The sequence below is a fragment of the Allokutzneria sp. A3M-2-11 16 genome, from assembly GCF_024213555.1.
Taxonomy (GTDB): Bacteria; Actinomycetota; Actinomycetes; order Mycobacteriales; family Pseudonocardiaceae; genus Allokutzneria.
In genome coordinates, this window is record NZ_JANAVO010000007.1 from 132,850 (window position 1) to 150,321 (window position 17,472).

Genomic DNA, 17,472 nt, shown 5'->3' on the forward strand with positions numbered 1-17,472 from the left:
GGTCAAGCCGCCTTCAGGTGAGGGTCGAGGTTCGCGGCCCGGTATGCGGGCGGTGCTTGGCCAGCAGCGTGTCAACCGCGTACCTGCCTGGGCCGAGAGCCGCGATGAGCAGGAAGAACCATGCGTAGAGCGCTGCGGTCTCACCACCGTTGTCGATCGGGAGCAGGCCGTAGGACTGGTGCACGACGAAGTAGGCGAAAGCCATCGAGCCCGAGCACAGGATTGCGGCCGGGCGGGTGGCCAGCCCGATCGTGACCAGCAGCCCGCAGACGACCTGGATGACCGCGGCGTACCAGCCGGGCCAGGACCCGAACGCGGAGACGCCGCCCATGCCGGGGTCCCCGGCGGGCACGCCGAACAGGCCCGAGGTGCCGTGGCACACGAAGAGCAGTCCGACAACCCCCCTGGACAGGGACAGGACGACGTCGCCGATCGATTTCGCTGACACTGGCATATCTCCTCGTAGTAGCACGCCTCATGGCGGTGTCGAAGGCCGACGGAATGCAACGACGGCCTTACGACCGCGCTAAGCCTGAATACGCGCTTCGCCGCCACACCACCCGGCTGACTGGAACTCGGAAGATCATGAGACACACCTTCGCCAACGACATCCCCCAAATGACTAACGGCTTCTGCGTTACGAAATCCGCCTGACCATTTTTCTCTCCTGTCGGCCGCGAACAACCTCACTGCGTCGTCAAATAGATATATGCACTGATCACATCTGATAAAGTCGACGCGTGGCGAGCCCCATCAGCATCTCGAAATGCTCTTCTTGTGGCGCCGAACTGGCCGTTGGCCGCAGATCGAAAGCCGGCAGGCCCGCCAGGTACTGCTCGAACGTCTGCCGCCAGCGGGCTTACCGGCGGCGTGGCAAGACCTCGGTGGAAACGCCCGACGAATTGCCCGAACTGCCATCAGCGCTCGATGAGTTCGTGGGACGCGCGGAAGAGCTGACCCAGCTGCGGTCACGGTTGCGATCCGCTCGTTTGCTCACTCTGGTGGGGCCTGGTGGTGCCGGTAAGACCAGATTGGCCCTGGAACTCGCCCGTCAGATCCGAGGCGATCGCGTCGGTCTGGCGGAACTGGACTCGCTGAGCGACGGCGACCTGCTGCCCCATGTCGTCGCTGTCGCACTCGGTATCGGCGAGCGCAACGGCACGTCAATGCACGAGACGTTGTGCCAGGCATTGGGCAGGCACCGGACCCTGCTCGTGCTGGACAACTGCGAACACCTGGTGCACGCCTGCGCCCGGCTCGCCGACGTGCTGTTACGCCGCTGCCCTGGTCTGCGGATCCTGGCCACCAGCCGGGAGTCGTTGCGCGTCCCCGGGGAGTCCTTGTTCCGGGTCGGCGAACTGTCACTGCCGAAAAGCGACGACATCCCCGCGCTGTTGCGCTCGGACGCCGTCCAGTTGTTCACGCGCCGGGCTCAGGCATGCGACCTCGGATTCGAACTCACCGCCGACAACGCCCGGGCGGTGGCTGAGATCTGCCGACAGGCAGACGGCCTGCCCCTGGCCATCGAGCTGGTGGCACGCCGCGTCGGTTCTCTCCCACTCGACCACATCCTCGCCGGGATGGATGACCAGTTCACCATGCTCACCGAAGGCTGCCGAACCGCGCCGGAACGCCACCACGAGCTGCGGTCGACCATCGGGTGGAGCTACCACCTGCTCGATCCCGCGGAGCAGGCGGTGTTGCGCAGGCTGGCGGTGCTGCCGGGGGGTTTCAGCCTCGATGGCGCGTCCGCGGTGTGCGCCGACTCCGACCTCGGACAGGACGCGGTACCGAGGTTGGTACACGTCCTGGAAGCGAAATCCCTGGTCGTCGCCGACAGCGGCGCCGGGCCACCGGCACGCTTCCGGCTGTTGAACGCGATTCGCACCTACGGGCTGGAACGGCTTGAGGCGGCAGGCGAACTCACGGAGGCGAAAGAACGGGCAGCCGATTGGCTGGCCGGGCAGATCCCGCGGCCCGCGGGACCGCAGTTCCATGGCGAGCAACTCACCGACAAGCTCCAGCACGAACTGGACAACCTCGCCGCCGCCGTCGACCACACCGCCGTCCGGCCGGATGACCGGCATCTCTTGCTCGCCATGGCGCTGGCCTGCCTGTGGCTTCAACGAGACCACTGGACCACGGGCAGACAGGTGCTGGCGAACGCACTGGAGCGGGTCGCGGACTCCTCCTACCACGTCAACGCGATCGCGCTGGCCGCGCGCATGGCCACCCTCCAAGTTGACCACAGCGAGGGGCTGCGACTGGCCGAGCGGGCCATGACCCTGGCTCGGGCACGCGCCGACGTGGGCGAACTGGCCGACGCGACGGATACCTGGGCACTGGCGCTGACCGGACGCCAGGACTTCGCCGGCGCGGTCGCCTCGTATCGGGATTGCCTTGAGCTCGTCCGGTCGCTCAACCGGCCACAAGACATCGCGTTCTGCCAGAAAAGCCTCGCCTGGACGCTGTTCAGGGCGGGTGAGCTGACCGAGGCCGGAGAGTTGATGGACGCGTGCCTTCCTGGAATCCGGGCATTCTGCTCTGATCCTTATCTGGCATCCGCACTGCACACAGTGGGCTTGCTGCGCCTGACAGCCGGTGATCTCGTCGCGGCGGAGGCGGCGTTCGTGGAGGAGCTGTGCTTGACGCCGAAGGACAGCCGCGGCGTCGCGTTCGCACTGGAAGGGCTCGCGATCGTGGCCGGCCGACGTGGTGAATTACATCGTTGCCTGTGTTTCGTCACGGTAGCCGCCGAGCTCCGGCGTCAAATCAACATTCCACTCGATGCCGAATGGCTGCACCGGGTCGAGGAGACGGCGAGCAAGGCACGGAACGGGCTGGGCCCCGCCGGAACTGACGCGGCGCTGGCCGCCAGCCGACACCTTCAGGGAGAACGTCTGCTGTCCTGCGTTCGGCGGGAGCCCTCCCGTCAAAGCCAGAAGGACCCCCTGCTGACCGAGCGGGAACTGGAGGTAGTGACCCTGGTGGCCGAGGGCCTGACCAACCGGGAGATCGCCGCGAGGCTGAGGCTTTCCCCCAGCACGGTAGCCACACACTTGAACCACGTCCGGGACAAGGTGGGAAAGCGTTCGCGAATCCAGATCGCACTCTGGGCCAAGACCCACTACGAAGATTTTCGTAACGCTGACAATGGTTGATCGCTCAGTCGATGTTTCTGGGGGGCGGTCCGGGACAGGCTGTGGCATCCCATGATCGCCACAGTGGATCGACAGGAGTTCCCGTGCCCGAACCCCAAGACCGGCGCACCTTCACCAAGCCCTCGCGGACGCCGGTCACCTCGCGCAGAAGCTTGTTGCTCGCAGCGGGTGCACTGCCCGCCGCCACGCTGCTGCCCCAGGCCTGCGCTTCGCCGTCAGCGGCGATGGCTCCGCAGAACCCATCCCCCTACGTCGCGGTTCCGGACCGGGCACGGCCGCCGAAGCTCCCGCCGTCCGGGTACCTGGTCGATGACCTCGGTGGCGGCCTGTACGGATTCCGCAACGGAGGCATGCAGAGCATGTTTCTCGTGACCCGGACCGGTGTCGTGGTGATCGATGCGGGGCGGCGCTCGGCCGAGCACGTCATGGCGGCCATCCGAGGAGTCACCGACCGGCCGGTCACCCACTTCATCTACAGCCACTCGCACAACGATCACGTGGGTGGCGCGAGCTTCTTCGGCGACAAGGTTCGCTATGTGGCACACGAGCTGACCGCCGAGAAGCTGAAAAAGGCGAAGGATCCAGGCAGGCCGGTACCTGACATAACCTTCTCCGGAAGTCGGCACGTACTCAACGTCGGCGGAAAGCGGCTCATTCTGGAATATCACGGAAACATCCACCAAGAGGGCAACATCTTCATTTTTGCTCCTGAGCAAAAGACACTGATGCTGGTCGACGTCATCGCACCGCGATGGGCACCGTACTTCGAACTTGGGCTCGCTCACTACGTCCCCCTGTACTTTGACGTGGTAAACAAGATCATTCCAGGTTACGACTTCGAGACCTTTACCGGCGGCCATGGGGGCTGGTACGGCACCCGCGCGGACATCGAAGAGTACGGGCGATACCTGTCCGACCTGGAGTCCGCCACCAGGGAAGCCACCCGCGAGGTCAGGGAAGATCCGAATGTGGGGGAGGGCATTGACCCGGAGAACATCTGGGCTCAATCCCAGGTGTACTACAATGAAATCGCCGATCGAGCCGCCAAACGCATGCCCACCAGTTGGCTGACCCGCCTCGGCGGGGCCGATGTCTTTCTCCGGGAAAACACCCACGCCATGGCCTACAGCGTGGGGCTGGACAATCTCCGGTGATGGCCGTGCCGCGCCCACGGTGGAGCTGGCTGGCAGGGGAACGAGTGGTCAGCCGAGGCTGAGCACGCAGGTGGTCCCAGCGGGCGGGAGCACCCTGTCGGATTGGTGACCTTGCCGGTCTGGTGCTCAGTGTTCTCCTGGCCGTTGCCTGGTGGTGGTTGGACGACGCGCGCGTCCCGGGTGCGGCTCCAGGTCGACGCGGCTCCCGCGAGCCAGACCTACCGGGGCGAGTCAGGGCACAAGATCGTGCTGGTCCGGATCGACAACCACCTGGGCGATGTCCAGGGATACGCGGTGCGGCTGGGCCGGGGCGTGGACAGCGACGCCCCGCACGGCCGCCGACGGTTGTGCTGGCCCCATCTCTTGGTTTCGGGATCTGCGTAGTGATCCAAGATCCTCATCTCGGCGAGGCTCGCGCCGGAGGCCGCGGAAATTTCCCGGCAGATTCTTCTCCGCGATGTCGATCTGGGCGGTCGCGGTTCGACGACAGGGTGACGGACCACGATCGAGACCCCGGGAGACGACGATGAGGGCAGGACGCCGCGAGTGGTGGGGGCTGGCCGTGCTGGCGCTACCGACGCTGCTGTTGTCGCTGGACATGAGCGTGCTGCACCTGGCAGTTCCGCACCTGGCCGCCGACCTGCGGCCGAGCAGCACCCAACTGCTGTGGATCATCGACATCTACGGCTTCATGATCGCTGGTTTCCTGGTCACGATGGGCACCCTGGGCGACCGGTTCGGCAGGCGGAGACTGCTGATGGTCGGTGGCGCCGCCTTCGGGGTGGCGTCGGTCGTGGCGGCGTTCACCACCAGTCCGGAGATGTTGATCGCGGCGCGGGCCGTGCTCGGGGTCGCCGGAGCGACGCTGATGCCGTCCACATTGGCGCTGATCAGCAACATGTTCCAGGACCCCCAGCAGCGCGGCGTCGCGATCGCGGTGTGGATGAGCTGCTTCATGGGCGGCATGGTGATCGGGCCCGTGGTCGGCGGGGTGCTGCTGGAGCACTTCCGGTGGGGCTCGGTGTTCCTGATGGCCGTGCCGGTCATGGTCCTGCTGCTGGCCACCGCGCCGAAACTGCTGCCGGAGTACCGCGACACCGCCGCCGGGCGGCTCGACCTGGCGAGCGTGGCACTGTCGCTGGGCGCGATCCTGCCGATCGTCTACGCCCTCAAGGAGACCGCCAAGGACGGCGTGTCCTTGGTGAAGGTGGTCGTGCTCGCCGTGGGCGTGGCGGTCGGGGCGGTGTTCGTCCGCCGTCAGCGCGGTCTGGCCGAGCCGATGCTGGACCTGCGGTTGTTCCGGGTGCGGGCGTTCAGCGCGGCGGTGAGCATCACGCTGGTCGGCGCGCTCACGATGGGCGGTGTCTTCCTGCTGGTCAGCCAGTACCTGCAGATGGTCGCCGGGCTGACCGCGGTCGAAGCCGGGCTCTGGCTGGTCCCGCAGGCCGGCGCCGTGGTGGTCGGATCGCTGATCGCGCCGCGGCTGGCGCGGCGCTTCCGGCCGGAGTTCGTCCTCGGGTTCGGAATGCTGGTCGCGGCGGGCGGAATCCTGCTGTTCACCCAGGCCACCGCTACGGGCGGAGTGGCGTTCGTCGTGGCGGGCATGTCGATCGCCAGCTTCGGGATGGGGCCGCAGGGCGTGCTGTGCACCGAGATGGTGGTGAGCTCGGTGCCGCCCCAGAGGGCCGGAGCTGCTTCGGCGCTGTCGGAGACCAGCGCCGAATTCGGCATCGCCATGGGGATCGCGGTGTTCGGCAGCGTCGGCACGGCCGTCTACCGCGACCAGGTCGCCGTGCCCGCACACGTTCCCGCCGAGGCCACCGCGCTGGCCACCGACAGCATGGCCGGTGCCCTCCAGGCGGCGGGCACCCTTCCCGGCTCGCTGGCCGACGACGTGCTCGCCACCGCACGGGACGCGTTCTCGTCCGGACTGCACACCGTCGCCGCCACCGGTGCCGCGATCATCGTGGTGTTCGCGGTGGTCGGCATGATCGCGCTGCGCAGGACCCGGCCGGTGACCGCCGAGAAACCGGTTGCTGTCCTGGAAAACCACTGATCGTCAACTACGCCGTGTCCCGCAAGCCCCCGCCCGCACTCCGCCCACCAAGTAAACTCCGTCCCATGCCCCACACCCGCCCGCTCACCCCATCCCCCGCGGGCGCCGTCTAGAGAACCCCGTTTCGTACTCATAACGGGAAAAAGAGCGCTCCAAAGACCCGTTTTGAGTACGAAACGGGAATTTGGGCTGTGCTGGGGATGGTTCAGGGAGGGCGGTCACGATCGGTGGGGAGCGCTTGCAGGACGCTGCCGAAGTGCCGCGGGCTGACGCATCAGCGTCACCGGCGCAGCGGTCGTGATCGTTCGGACGCTCCGGGTGACCACGACCGCGCGAAACTCCTCGGTGCGGAGGCGGCCTCGGTGGAGGGCGCCCCTGATCAACCTGGATCACATGTCGCGGTCACGCACTGTCGTCCTCCTTCCGTGGGCATTCCCGATTCCGATCAACGTTAGATTTCGTCCGGAGGAGACGGTAATCCGCGCGGGAGCTAGTGTCTACCACCGTTAGAAAACTTGGAGGTGGGCATGCCGCGGGGCGGGGCAGGACGTATCAAGGGCAGCCAGGGCGAACGGGCGCGGGCGCGGAAGGAACTGCGTGCGGCGCTGCTGGCCGCGGCGCGGGAGCTGGCGGAGGAGTCGCAGGGCTTCGAAGCGGTGACGATCCGCAAGGTGGCCGACCGGGTCGGCTACGCGGCCCCCGTGGTCTACGAGTACTTCGCCAACAAGCGCGACTTGCTCCACGCCGTGGTGACCAACGGTTTCGCCGACCTCGCCGACCGACTGGACGCGGCAGAGCCCACCGTTGAGGCCGCCGCCGCTGTCGTGTGGGACTTCGCCGTCGAGGAACCGTATCGGTACCACTTGATGCACAGCCTCGCCGACGTGCCCTTCGGCACCTCCGGCACCCCCGCCTCCGCCGTTCGGTGTTTCGAACTGCTCAAGGCCGCCGTCACCGCGGCCGCGCCCGACCATTTCGCGTCCACTGTGGACGATGACGCGGCGACGGACCTGTTCTGGGCACAGGCTCACGGCTTGATCACACTTGCCTTCAACGGTCGCGTCAAGGGCGGACGCGAGCGCGCGAGAGCGCTGCTCGACTGTGTCGCCACGGCGTTGAGGACACCGAGCCAGGCCGATTCGCTCTCACGCGGTCATGAGTGAGCGAAGGGCGTCCTCGGGCAGGGCCGGGAGGTGGGTGTGGGGGAAGAAGTGGGCTCCGGGGAACTTGCGGGGGGTGCAGGTCCGGGACGTGTAGTGCCGCCACTCGGCCATCACCGGTTCCGGGGTCATCGGGTCGTCCTCGCCGAACCAGGCTCGGATGTCCAGCGGGAGACGGGCGATCGTCGGCTGGTAGGCGGCGATCAGCCGGAGGTCGCCTCGGACGATCGGGACGAACAGCTCGCGCATCGGGGAGTTGCGCAACGTCGGCGGGATCGTGCCGTTCGCCGCGAGGGCGTCGAGCAGCTCGTCGTCGGGCAGCTCCGCCAGGGTGGCCTGGTCGACCGGCGAGAGCAGGTGGGGTGGGCGGGTCGCCGCGACGACGAGGAACTCCGGTGGCGGTTTTCCTTGGGAGACAAGGGTCAGCGCCAGTTCGTAGGCGATGAGGCCGCCCATGCTGTGGCCGAGGATCGCGTAGCGGGGCGGCGGGTCCAGGGTGGCGAGGTCGGCGGCGACCTGGTGCACCGTGGGCTGGCGGGGCTCGCGGGTGCGGCGGCCCCGGCCCGCCAGTTCCAGGGGGCGGACGCGGATCTCCGGCGGGAAAGTCCGTTGCCACGCCAGGAAGGTCCGCGCCGAGCCGCCCGCGTGGGGGACGCAGAACAGGTCGAGGGTCACTTGTGGAACTCCCCCGCGGGCAACGGGTGGACGCGGACCACTCCCGGGCGTTCGCCGCGGGTGAGCAGGGACCGCAGCTGCCGCCGGATGTCGGCCTCGCTCGGGCAGTTCCCGTCGTCGACGTAGACGTCCAGCTCCAGCCGCGCCGAGTCCGCATCGTCGTCGTCGAGGACCCTGGCCGCCGCGCGCACCACGTGCGGCAGGGACTCGGCGGCCCGGCGGACCGCCGCCATCGACACCTTCTCCCCCTGCACCACGGTGAAATCCGTTGAGCGGCCACGGATCACGAGGTAGCCGTCGGGGTCGACGAAGCCGATGTCGCCGGTGGCGACCAGGCCCGGCTCGATGAGCTGGCCGCGCTTGGACGGGGCCGGTTCGCCGACCCGCTCGCGGTACACGGTGTCCGAGCGCACCAGCAGCTCGTTGTCGCGCACGGTGACCTCGACACCGTCCAGCGGCAGCCCCACGGAGCCGTGCCGGTGCGGCGGTTCGAGGTGCGCGGCCAGGGTGGACACTCGCGGACCGGCCTCGGTGAGGCCGTAGGTCAGGTACACGCCGAGGTCCGGGTTGAGCTTGAGCAGCCGGGCGACGTGGTCGGCGTCCAGGGCCTGGCCGCCCACCGTCAGGGAACGCAGCGGGGACGGCAGCTCCTCACCGGCGGTGACCAGGGACTTCGCCAGGATCGGGGTCAGCGAGGAGACCGTCACCCGCCGGCTCCGCACGGTGGACAGGTAGTTGGCGGTGGAGAACGGCGGTCCCGCGAGGACCAGGCTGGAGCCCGCGACCAGGCTGCCGAGGACCTGGGCGACCAGGGCGAAGGAGTAGTAGGCGGGCAGGCTGACCAGCACGGTGTCCGAGGCGTTCTGGCCGATCGAGGCGATGTGGCGGCGGGCGTTGCGCAGCAGCGCGTCCATGCCGTGCAGGCAGCCGGTCGCCAGGCCCGAGGTGCCCGAGCTCATCAGGATCACGTTGCCGGGACCGTGTGCGGTGTGCGGGCCGGGGAAGATCGCGAGGTCCACGCCGCCGAGCCGCCGCACGTCGGCCTCGCCGTGGTCGCCGGGCCGGATCGCCGCCCGGACCAGCGCGAAGGCGCCCAGGTGCCGGGCGATCTCGCGGACCCGGGACCGCGGCGTGGACGGCGACAGCAGGACCGGGGTGTGCCCGGCGAGGTGGACCGCGAAGAACAGGCGCAGCAACCGGGTCCCGTTGGGCAGCGCGATCACCACGACCGAGCCCGGCCGGGCGGGCAGCGCCGCGAAGTGCGCCACCAGCTCAACGAGCGAGTCCTGACCGCCGTCCGGTCCGGGCTGTGCCTCCTCGACGCCGTCGAGGAACCCGGCGATCTGGTCGAGGTCGGTCATCGGTCGGTGCTCCTCGGCGTCGGTGTGGTCCTCCCGCGCACCACGCACTCCGCGCGGTGGCCGCCGTCCTCGGTCAGCTCGTGGGTGACGACGACGACCTGCTCGACGCACGGCCGCGCGCCGCTGAGCCAGTCGGCGAGCAACGCCTCGATCACCGTGCGGGCGCTCTCCTTCGGCATCGGCAGCACGGCGGTCGGCCCCTGGAAGCCGAAGACGGAGCAGATCAGGCCGACGGGAGAACCCGGTCCTGCCGCGGCGAAGCGCATCGGTGACACCCGGCCGTTGGCCGCGCTGTCGGCGATCTGGCGGAGGGTGTCCCGGGTGGCGAACTCGCTGACCGCGATCACGCCGACCCGCGACGGGCTGGTGGTCTCGCAGTCGGCGAGCGCGGTGTGCACCACGTCGGCGAGCAGCCAGGCGACGGGATCGGCGTACACACCGGGAATCCGGCGCGGCGCCGTGGTGGGGTCGTCGACCTCGGTGGTGGCCCTGGCCAGGATCATCGGGCACGCTCCAGGACCAGGCACGTGTTGAAACCGCCGAAGCCCAGCGTCACGCTGATCCCCACCGAACCGGCTACCGGGAGCACGTCCCCGTGCGGCAGGAGGGGTGGGGTTTGCTTGTGGTGCAAGGAAAGCATCAGGGCGATGGCCTCGATCGCTCCGGTGGCGCCGAGGGTGTGCCCGAAGGCGGGCTTGGTCGCCGACACCACGGTCCGGTCACCGAAAAGCTTGGTGTAGCAGGCGGTTTCGGTCTCATCGTTGGCCGAGGTCCCGGTGCCGTGCGCGTTGATCACCGCCACTTCGCCCGCGTCGATCCCGGCCTTGCTCAGCGCCCGCTCGACCGCGAGCACCGCCGCCCCGCCCGAGAGGTCCGGCGCGGTGGGGCCGGTCGCGTCGTTGGAGGAGCCCCAGCCGCGCAGCTCGCCCCAGATCCGCGCGCCCCTGGCCTCGGCCGCGTCCCGGGTCTCCAGCACCAGGAACCCTGCTCCCTCACCGAGCACCGTGCCGTCCCGGTCGTCGGCGAACGGCCGGATTCCCGTCGCGGACGCCGTTCCGAGCGCCGCATGACCCAGGTGCTTGGCCTCGCTCAGCAGGTCGATACCACCGGCGAGACAGCGCCGCGCGGCACCCGAGCTGATCATCGCGGCGGCGACCAGCAGCGCGTCCGAGCCCGACGAGCACGCCGTGCTCACCGTGACCGGGCTCTCGCGCACACCGAGCCGGTCGCCGACCGCGCGGGACCAGGCGTGCGGTGACTCGTCGCAACCGTCGTCCAGGTGCGGGCCGAGACTGCTGCCGAGCACCAGCAGGTCCACGCTCTCCGCGCCACATCCCGCGTCCGCCAAGGCGAGCGAGGCCGTCGACGCGGCCAGTGAGACCTGCCGTTCGGTCGCGGGGCCACCCGTGCCGGGCAGGGTGGCCGCCCAGCGCGCGCGACCCCTGGTATCCGGGGCCAGCGCGCGGATTCCGCTGTCCCCGTTCACCAGGCGCCGCCACACCCCGTCGATGTCATCGCCGAGCGCGGTGGTCCACCCCATGCCCGTCACGCAGGCGGCCCGGTCGGTGTCCATCAGTGCCGCACCGGACATCGCGGCTCGCCAGTACCGCCGGTGCCGTCTGAGCCGTCCGCGCCCTCGTGGCGGGTGCCCAGCGTCCAGTAGGTCTCCTCGGCCGCCCGCCACAGCTCGGGGAACAGCGTGAAGTTGGCCCGCGCCTCCATTGTGGACAGTGAACGGCCGCCGAGGCTCTGCGGCAGCTCGCCCCGGCCCTCCTCGTGGCGCAGCCCCGGTTGGCCGCCGAGCTGCGACCACACCATGATCAGGTGGCTCTGCTTCCACTCCAGCACGTTGCTGTCGAAGCGCAGCAACGACTCCCGCAGCAGCGCCAGCGCCTGGATGCCGCCCTTGTCGTCCACGCCGGTCTCGTCGTTCTGCGCCGCGATCAGCTCGGGCAGGGTGAGCCCCGCCCTGGTGACCGCGTCCTCGAAGCTCTTCCACACCGGCCGGGCGACGCGGCGCAGGTTGCGGTAGCCCGGCGAGTCCAGGCCGGTGGCGTTCTCCGGCAGGGCGTTGCGCATCATCAGCAGGCTGTGCTGCGGCAGGTTGGCGCCCAGCAGCCGCACCGACTGGACGGTGATCTCGCTGAGCCCGATCACCCGGCCCAGCAGCCGTTGCGCCTGCTGCAGGCGGTCGGCGTCCATGTGCTCGACCACCCGGCGCAGCTCGAAGTGCACCTGCGCCCACGCGTACTCGCTGATCAGGTGGGTGACCTGGAAGAAGTGCAGGTCGGGGTGGCCGGTCTCGGACTCCGGCAGCAGCGCGCCGAGCGCGTCGGTGAGGCGCAGGACGGACTCGTAGTTGCTGCCCCGGTCGTACTCGTAGGCCAGCGAGGAGTTGGTCTCCCGCGGGTTCAGGGTTCGCTTCACCTAGTCCCCCTGGACCACGTACTCGACCACCCAGTGCCCGGGCAGCTCGAAACCGATGGTGCCGGTCAGCTTCAGCCCCACCTCGGCACCGAGCTCGCGCAGGTCCTCGACGCTGCGTTCCCGGGCGCCCAGCAGCACCAGCATCAGCAGGTCGGCGTAGCTGGCCATCACCGGGTCCTTGCCGCTGTCGAGCAGCCGCTCCACCACGACCACCTTGCCGCCGGGACCGGCCGCCTCCACGCAGCGCCGCAGGATCTTCAGCGCGTCCTTGTCGCCCCAGTTGTGCAGCGTGTTCGCGATCAGGTAGACGTCGGCGCCCGCGGGCATCGGGTCGAAGAAGCTGCCCGCGACCAGCTCGCACCGGTCGATCACCGGGGCCAGCGTGTCCTTGGCCTGCTCGACCGCGCTTTCCAGCTCCAGCAACGTCCCCTTCAGGTGGGGGTGGGTCGACAACAGCGTCGCCAGCAGCGCCCCGGTGCCGCCGCCCACGTCCACGACGTGCTTGACCGAGCCCCAGTCGTAGATCCGCGCCAGCTCGGGCACCAGCCGCGCGGCGATCCTGGCGATACCGGAGTTGAAGGAACGGTCCAGGTCGGGGTGGGCGGCGAGGTCGTCCCAGAACGGGCGGCCCCACGCCTTCTCGTAGACCGGCTCACCGGTGCGCACGGCGTCCCGCAGCAGCGCGATCGCGGGCTCGAAGCGCGCCTCCATCGGCCTGCTCGGCTCGTCGAGGTTCAGCCACCGCCGCAGTCCCGAGGGGTGCTCGCTGTGCAGCACGCGGCCGACCTCGGTCACCTCGTAGGTCTTGTCCGGGGTCTCGGTGAACAACCCGAGCAGGCTCATGTAGTGCAGCACGCGACCGAGGGACTGGCGGTCGTTGCCGGTCTGCTCCGCCAACGCGTCCACGGTGGTGTGCCCGGCGTCGATCAGGTCGGGCAGCTTCAGGGTCGCGGCCAGTCGCAGCGCGGTCGGGGTGAACCCCGACGCCAGCGCCATGATGGTGTTCAACGGGTCCTGACGGAACACGTGTTGCTCCTTGGATGAGTGCAGGAGGTCTAGAGGGCTAGCTCGTCCAGCGCCTTCAGCAGGTGCAGCAGGTCGTCCTGGCTGCCGAGGGAAACCCTGATGTAGCCGGGAAAACCGAACAGCCCGGCGTCGCGCACGAGGATGCCGTGCTCGGCGGCGAGCCGGTTCTGCGCTGCCGAGGTGTCGACGACCGCGACCGCCATGAAGTTGGTGGTGGAGGGGAGGAAACCGCGTCCCCGCTGCGTCAGCTCGTCGCCGAACCAGGCCCGCTGTGCGGCGTTGGCCTCGCGCACCCCGCGCACGAACTCCTGGTCGGCGAGTGCGGCGAGCGCGGCTGCCTGTGCGAGCCGGTTCGCGCTGAAAGGCAAGGTGCGCAAGGTTTCCGTGAGTTCCGCGATGAGTTCCCGCGCGCCGACCGCGTAGCCGACGCGCAGTGCGGCCAGCCCGTACGCCTTGGAGAAGGTGCGCAGCGCGATGATCGGCGCGCCGGATGACAGGTAGTCCCGCACCTGTGGGGTGTCCGGGTCGGCGAAGTCCATGTACGCCTCGTCGAACACCAGGGGCACCCCGGTGCGGTCCGCCTGGGCCACCAGGAGGTCCATGTCCTTTTTGGACAGTGCGGAACCGCTGGGGTTGTGCGGGTTGCAGACGTAGCCGATCCCGTGCTCCGGTAGCTGCTCGGCGAACTCGGCCACGTCCAGCGCCACGGCGGTGCAGCCCCGGCCGATGCGGTCGAGGCAGGACCGGTACCCGGGGAACGTGCCCGTGGTGACCAGTCCGGGCCGGGACCTCTCGCCCAGGGTGAGCGCGGCGGCCAGCACGAGCTCGTCGCTGCCGTTGGCGACGGCGACGCGGTCCCGCTGCACACCCCAGTGTTCGGCGAGCGCGCCGACGAGCGCCCCCCGCTCCGGGTCGGGGTAGATGTTGACCCTGCGGAGTTCGCGTTCGGCGGCTCTCACCGCAGATGTGCTTGCCCCGTAAGGGCTTTCGCTCAGGTGCAGCCGGACGAGGTCGTCCGCGTCCGGCACGCTGGTGTTGTACGTCACAGCTTGTCCCCGATGAGCACGCCGAAGCAGTAGCTGCCGCGTTCGGCCTCCAGCGTCAGGAAGCAGTGCTCGCTGCCCGCGGGAATCCGCATCACCGCGGGCGAGACCAGCTCGTGCCGCCGCCCGTCCAGCATCACCTCGATGCGCGCCGCCCCCGGCGTCGGCGAGACCAGGAAGTAGATCTCGTCGACCTCGTGGGTGTGCGGCGCGGCGACCGGCTTGCCGACCAGCTCGCTGAGTTCGCCCCCGGCGAGCTGGACGGGGAGACCGCCGAACATCTCCGACGTCAGGTAGAACGGCGCGGGCTGGTGGTGCCCGGCGACCGCGAGCGGGATCGGCAGGTCCGTGTGGATCTCCGGGTGGATCTCCGGCGCGCTCATCACGCCTCCAGCACGAAGAGGTAGGTGTGCGGTGCACCAAAGGGCACTGTGCGCCGGATCGTCAGCCCGGCGTCGAGGAACAGCTGCTCGTAACCCTGCCGGGTGTGCAGCGGGACACCCATGAGCGCGTGCGCCAGCTCGAAGCCGCTGGAGAACATCGGCAGCGTGCGTTCACCCGCCTCCCTCGGCCGGATGGTGGTGTCGGCCAACAGGAAGGTCCGCGCGTTCGGGAACGCCTCGCGCAGGTCCGGGATGACCCTGGAGCGCGTGGCCGGGTCGGCGAGCAGGTCGTGCAGGAACATGAAGCTCATCACGGCGTCGACCTCGGCCGCGCCCTCTGGCTTCAGCTCGCCCGCGATGACCTGGCGGACGTCGGCGCACACCGGCTCGACCCGGTCCCGCAGGCCGTAGCCCGCGACCGTGCGCTCGGCCAGCTCGGTGGCCGAGGAGCTGATGTCCAGACCGATCCCGCGTGCCCCTGGCCGGTCCTTGACCAGGCGGGACAGCCGCTCGCAGGTGCCGCTGCCGAGGTCGGCGAGCACCGTGAAGTCGACCTGCGCGATCTCGGCGTCCAGGATGTGCCGCATCAGCGCGGTGTCGGCCTGCGCGGAGCCCAGCGCCACCATCGCCTCATCGCGCAGCACGTCCGTGCCGAAAGCGCGCTTGCCGGTGGCGATCGGCGCGGCGGCCGCGAAGACGTCGTGGTACCCACCGACGGCCCAGGTGAAGAAGCCGAGCTGGCGGCGCACCTCGTCGCCGTGCTCGGTCGGCAGCACCCGGTCGGCGGCCACGGTGACGTGCCCGAAGGACTCCGCCGCGGCGACCAGCGCCCGGAACACCGGCTCGTCGATCCCGTCCTGGGCGCAGAACTCCTGCACGTCGAGGCTCCCGGCCTCCGCGAAGCGGGCGAAGACGCCCAGCCGCTCGAAGGCGAAGACGACGTTCGTGCAGACGAACCCGTTGAACGCGGTGTCCGCGGTGACCGGTGTCACCGCCGTTCCCGACCATTCCGGCATAACCTCGATACCGGCGTCGTCGGGGTTCACTCCATAATAAGCGCTCACCGAAGTCACAGCGCACATCCTCCTAGTTCAACTGCGCCCGGGGCGCGGGCCGGACACCGAACCCGATGCCGCGATCCTGTTTTGCACCAAAACGGCCAGCCCCTGAATGGTCGGGTGGTCGAATACCTCCCGAACGGGCAGCAGTGCGCCGACTCGGCGACGGAGCTTGATGAGCATCGATGTAGCTTTCACGGAATGTCCACCAACTTCGAAAAAGTTGGTCCCGTTATCGAAGTCGGCATGCCCGAGAACCTCGGACCAGACCTCGCGCAAGTGCCCCATCACTTCTTCTAAGTCGAACTCCTGCGAATTCCCGCCTGCCTCGGCGGGCACGACGTGCGCGTCGACCTCCGCGCCCCAGCTCACAGCGCCTCCCCCAGAATAACGTCCTGACCAGCAAAAACAGGAAGAAGGCCGCTCCTGGAGGAGCGTAGCGCCATCCAGGGCGGGCGACCGGTCTTTCCCGTGAAAACTCGGCCATACGGACCAGTCACCCGGCCCCCATGGGTAAACCAAGAGTAAAAAATCCAGTCACTTCGGCACGCACGGCCACGAGGTCCAGTCCAGGACAGCCGGAAGCGTTCAGGCGCCGGTGACAACGACTCCACTCAAGTTACAAGGACTTTCTTGCGACAGCCCCCCGTATCGAAAGTCCTGTTGCGGGTTGACGCCGCCGACGACGTTTGCGTAGCTTCCGAAGCAGGCGACAATGCGCTTGGAGAAGCCGCTGCTCGCATCACGACTGGGGAGTGCTCCGCCCATCACGAGGACCGTGGCGGCGGGGAATCATGCGAGGAAAACGCCTTGAGACATGCCATTTTGGGGGCCGGTGGAGTCGGCCTCGCGGTCGGCGCCGCGCTGGCGGAGCACGGCCACGAGGTCGTGCTGGTGCTGCGCGAGCCCGCGCGGGCCGACCATCCGGGCTCCATCACAGTCCACAGTGGACTCCACGGCGCGCTTGAGCTGCCGGTGTCCACGGCGTCGCCGCTGCGCGAGGACGTCGACGTGCTGTGGGTGACGGTGAAGGCACCCGCACTGGAATCCGCGCTGGGCAACGTGATTCCCGATGTGTCGGTGGGCTCGGTGGTCTCCCTGCTCAACGGGTTGGACCACCTGTCTCCGTTGCGCGGCCGGTTCGGTGACCGGGTGGTCGCCGGTTCGATCCGTATCGAGGCCGAACGCACCGCCCCCGGTTCGGTGACGTGGCACGCGATGAGCGCCGCGGTGGAGCTCGCCGGGGACGATGACGCGCGGCTCGTGCCGGTGATCGAGGCACTGCGCGGCACGCGGATCGACTGCGTCGTCGGTACCGACCCGCTGAACGTGTTGTGGCGCAAGCTCGCCATGCTGCTGCCGCTCGCGCTGGCGACCACCGCGGCGGACGGTCCGCTCGGCGTGGTGCGCCGCACACCGGCGGTGCGCGAGCTGATGTGTTCCGCCGCCCACGAACTGTGCGCAGTCGCTGCGACACAAGCGGTTTCGCTCTCCGCTGAGGAGAACATCCGCACCCTGGAGGGACTTCCCGGCAGGACCGACACGTCGCTGCACCGCGACGTGGTCGCCGGAGCCCAGCAGACGGAGCTGGCCGCGCTCACCGATCCGGTGCTGCGCCTGGCCACCGCGCACGGGGTGCCCACACCGTCGATCACCACCCTCGTCAAGCAGATCCGGAGGCAACGATGACCGTCAGTTCCGCGCGATGCCTGGAAGACCAGCTGCGGGAGATCCTCGTCCACGACCTCTACCTGGAGGTGCCCGCCGAGGAGATCGGCGAGGACGACGGGCTGCAGGACGTGCTCGGCCTGGACTCGCTGGGCTTCGTGGAGCTGCGCGCCCAGTGCGAGCAGCGGTTCCGGGTCACCATCGACGACACCCTGTTCTCCCCCAAGCACTTCCGGTCCGTGCGGACGGTCGCCGACCTGGTCCGCTCGCTGGGCGGACAGCCCAGTTGAGCACTCTGCC

18 protein-coding genes are annotated in these 17,472 nt (G+C 69.1%); 7 read left to right on the top strand and 11 right to left on the bottom strand.

Annotation, left to right across the window (positions count from 1 at the left end):
* Positions 1–13: 13 nt before the first annotated feature.
* Complete coding sequence (locus NLX83_RS29445) at positions 14–454, bottom strand: DoxX family protein (RefSeq protein ID WP_254238470.1); 441 nt, start codon at positions 452–454, stop codon at positions 14–16.
* A gap of 286 nt (positions 455–740) precedes the next feature.
* Here NLX83_RS29445 and NLX83_RS29450 point away from each other — a divergent pair, with 286 nt between their 5' ends.
* The 5 genes from NLX83_RS29450 to NLX83_RS29470 all read left to right on the top strand — a co-directional run bounded on the left by NLX83_RS29450 (position 741) and on the right by NLX83_RS29470 (position 7,534).
* Positions 741–3,161, top strand: coding sequence for a LuxR C-terminal-related transcriptional regulator (locus NLX83_RS29450; RefSeq protein ID WP_254238471.1), 2,421 nt, complete (start codon positions 741–743; stop codon positions 3,159–3,161).
* A gap of 83 nt (positions 3,162–3,244) precedes the next feature.
* Positions 3,245–4,315: an MBL fold metallo-hydrolase gene (locus NLX83_RS29455; protein ID WP_254238472.1), complete on the top strand. Its 1,071-nt coding sequence runs from the start codon at positions 3,245–3,247 to the stop codon at positions 4,313–4,315.
* A gap of 105 nt (positions 4,316–4,420) precedes the next feature.
* Positions 4,421–4,699, top strand: a complete 279-nt coding sequence (locus NLX83_RS29460) for a hypothetical protein (RefSeq protein WP_254238473.1) — start codon at positions 4,421–4,423, stop codon at positions 4,697–4,699.
* A 142-nt stretch (positions 4,700–4,841) separates the two neighbouring features.
* Complete coding sequence (locus NLX83_RS29465) at positions 4,842–6,371, top strand: MFS transporter (protein WP_254238474.1); 1,530 nt, start codon at positions 4,842–4,844, stop codon at positions 6,369–6,371.
* 527 nt (positions 6,372–6,898) lie between these two features.
* Entirely contained in the window at positions 6,899–7,534 is a 636-nt protein-coding gene (locus NLX83_RS29470) for a TetR/AcrR family transcriptional regulator (RefSeq protein ID WP_254238475.1), read from the top strand.
* On the opposite strand, the gene NLX83_RS29475 is transcribed toward NLX83_RS29470, so the two are convergent.
* Genes NLX83_RS29475 through NLX83_RS29520 form a run of 10 tightly spaced genes read right to left on the bottom strand, consistent with a single transcriptional unit; the run spans position 7,517 to position 15,876 of the window.
* Positions 7,517–8,206, bottom strand: coding sequence for a thioesterase II family protein (locus tag NLX83_RS29475; RefSeq protein ID WP_254238476.1), 690 nt, complete (start codon positions 8,204–8,206; stop codon positions 7,517–7,519). The genes NLX83_RS29470 and NLX83_RS29475 overlap by 18 nt on opposite strands.
* A complete protein-coding gene (locus NLX83_RS29480) occupies positions 8,203–9,567 on the bottom strand; it encodes a class I adenylate-forming enzyme family protein (protein ID WP_254238477.1) in 1,365 nt (454 codons plus the stop codon). The genes NLX83_RS29475 and NLX83_RS29480 overlap by 4 nt, the downstream gene beginning before the upstream one ends.
* Positions 9,564–10,070, bottom strand: a complete 507-nt coding sequence (locus NLX83_RS29485) for a hypothetical protein (RefSeq protein WP_254238478.1) — start codon at positions 10,068–10,070, stop codon at positions 9,564–9,566. Before NLX83_RS29485 ends, NLX83_RS29480 begins: the two co-directional genes overlap by 4 nt.
* Entirely contained in the window at positions 10,067–11,158 is a 1,092-nt protein-coding gene (locus NLX83_RS29490) for a beta-ketoacyl synthase N-terminal-like domain-containing protein (RefSeq protein WP_254238479.1), read from the bottom strand. Before NLX83_RS29490 ends, NLX83_RS29485 begins: the two co-directional genes overlap by 4 nt.
* The gene (locus tag NLX83_RS29495; protein WP_254238480.1) at positions 11,140–11,994 is read right to left on the bottom strand and encodes a hypothetical protein; all 855 of its coding nucleotides are present in this window, start codon (positions 11,992–11,994) and stop codon (positions 11,140–11,142) included. Before NLX83_RS29495 ends, NLX83_RS29490 begins: the two co-directional genes overlap by 19 nt.
* A complete protein-coding gene (locus NLX83_RS29500) occupies positions 11,995–13,020 on the bottom strand; it encodes a methyltransferase (RefSeq protein WP_254238481.1) in 1,026 nt (341 codons plus the stop codon).
* 29 nt (positions 13,021–13,049) lie between these two features.
* Positions 13,050–14,066, bottom strand: a complete 1,017-nt coding sequence (locus NLX83_RS29505) for a pyridoxal phosphate-dependent aminotransferase (protein ID WP_254238482.1) — start codon at positions 14,064–14,066, stop codon at positions 13,050–13,052.
* A complete protein-coding gene (locus tag NLX83_RS29510) occupies positions 14,063–14,446 on the bottom strand; it encodes a cupin domain-containing protein (protein ID WP_254238483.1) in 384 nt (127 codons plus the stop codon). Before NLX83_RS29510 ends, NLX83_RS29505 begins: the two co-directional genes overlap by 4 nt.
* Positions 14,446–15,519 carry an SAM-dependent methyltransferase gene (locus tag NLX83_RS29515; protein WP_254238484.1) on the bottom strand — a complete coding sequence of 358 codons (1,074 nt, stop codon included), beginning with the start codon at positions 15,517–15,519 and terminating at the stop codon, positions 14,446–14,448. The genes NLX83_RS29510 and NLX83_RS29515 overlap by 1 nt, the downstream gene beginning before the upstream one ends.
* A gap of 18 nt (positions 15,520–15,537) precedes the next feature.
* Positions 15,538–15,876: an acyl carrier protein gene (locus NLX83_RS29520; protein WP_254238485.1), complete on the bottom strand. Its 339-nt coding sequence runs from the start codon at positions 15,874–15,876 to the stop codon at positions 15,538–15,540.
* A gap of 438 nt (positions 15,877–16,314) precedes the next feature.
* Between NLX83_RS29520 and NLX83_RS29525 the strand changes: the two genes are divergently transcribed.
* Together NLX83_RS29525 and NLX83_RS29530 are read left to right on the top strand one after the other, a co-directional pair.
* Positions 16,315–17,193, top strand: a complete 879-nt coding sequence (locus tag NLX83_RS29525) for a ketopantoate reductase family protein (protein WP_254238486.1) — start codon at positions 16,315–16,317, stop codon at positions 17,191–17,193.
* Positions 17,190–17,462, top strand: a complete 273-nt coding sequence (locus NLX83_RS29530) for an acyl carrier protein (RefSeq protein ID WP_254238487.1) — start codon at positions 17,190–17,192, stop codon at positions 17,460–17,462. Before NLX83_RS29525 ends, NLX83_RS29530 begins: the two co-directional genes overlap by 4 nt.
* Positions 17,463–17,472 lie beyond the last annotated feature (10 nt).

What these genes read in the sequence shown, in the direction of transcription:
- NLX83_RS29445 (WP_254238470.1), bottom strand. Translation starts at nt 454, where the DNA reads ATGCCAGTGTCAGCGAAATCGATCGGCGACGTCGTCCTGTCCCTGTCC.
- NLX83_RS29465 (WP_254238474.1), top strand. Translation starts at nt 4,842, where the DNA reads ATGAGGGCAGGACGCCGCGAGTGGTGGGGGCTGGCCGTGCTGGCGCTA.
- NLX83_RS29470 (WP_254238475.1), top strand. Translation starts at nt 6,899, where the DNA reads ATGCCGCGGGGCGGGGCAGGACGTATCAAGGGCAGCCAGGGCGAACGG.
- NLX83_RS29480 (WP_254238477.1), bottom strand. Translation starts at nt 9,567, where the DNA reads ATGACCGACCTCGACCAGATCGCCGGGTTCCTCGACGGCGTCGAGGAG.
- NLX83_RS29485 (WP_254238478.1), bottom strand. Translation starts at nt 10,070, where the DNA reads ATGATCCTGGCCAGGGCCACCACCGAGGTCGACGACCCCACCACGGCG.
- NLX83_RS29490 (WP_254238479.1), bottom strand. Translation starts at nt 11,158, where the DNA reads ATGTCCGGTGCGGCACTGATGGACACCGACCGGGCCGCCTGCGTGACG.
- NLX83_RS29510 (WP_254238483.1), bottom strand. Translation starts at nt 14,446, where the DNA reads ATGAGCGCGCCGGAGATCCACCCGGAGATCCACACGGACCTGCCGATC.
- NLX83_RS29530 (WP_254238487.1), top strand. Translation starts at nt 17,190, where the DNA reads ATGACCGTCAGTTCCGCGCGATGCCTGGAAGACCAGCTGCGGGAGATC.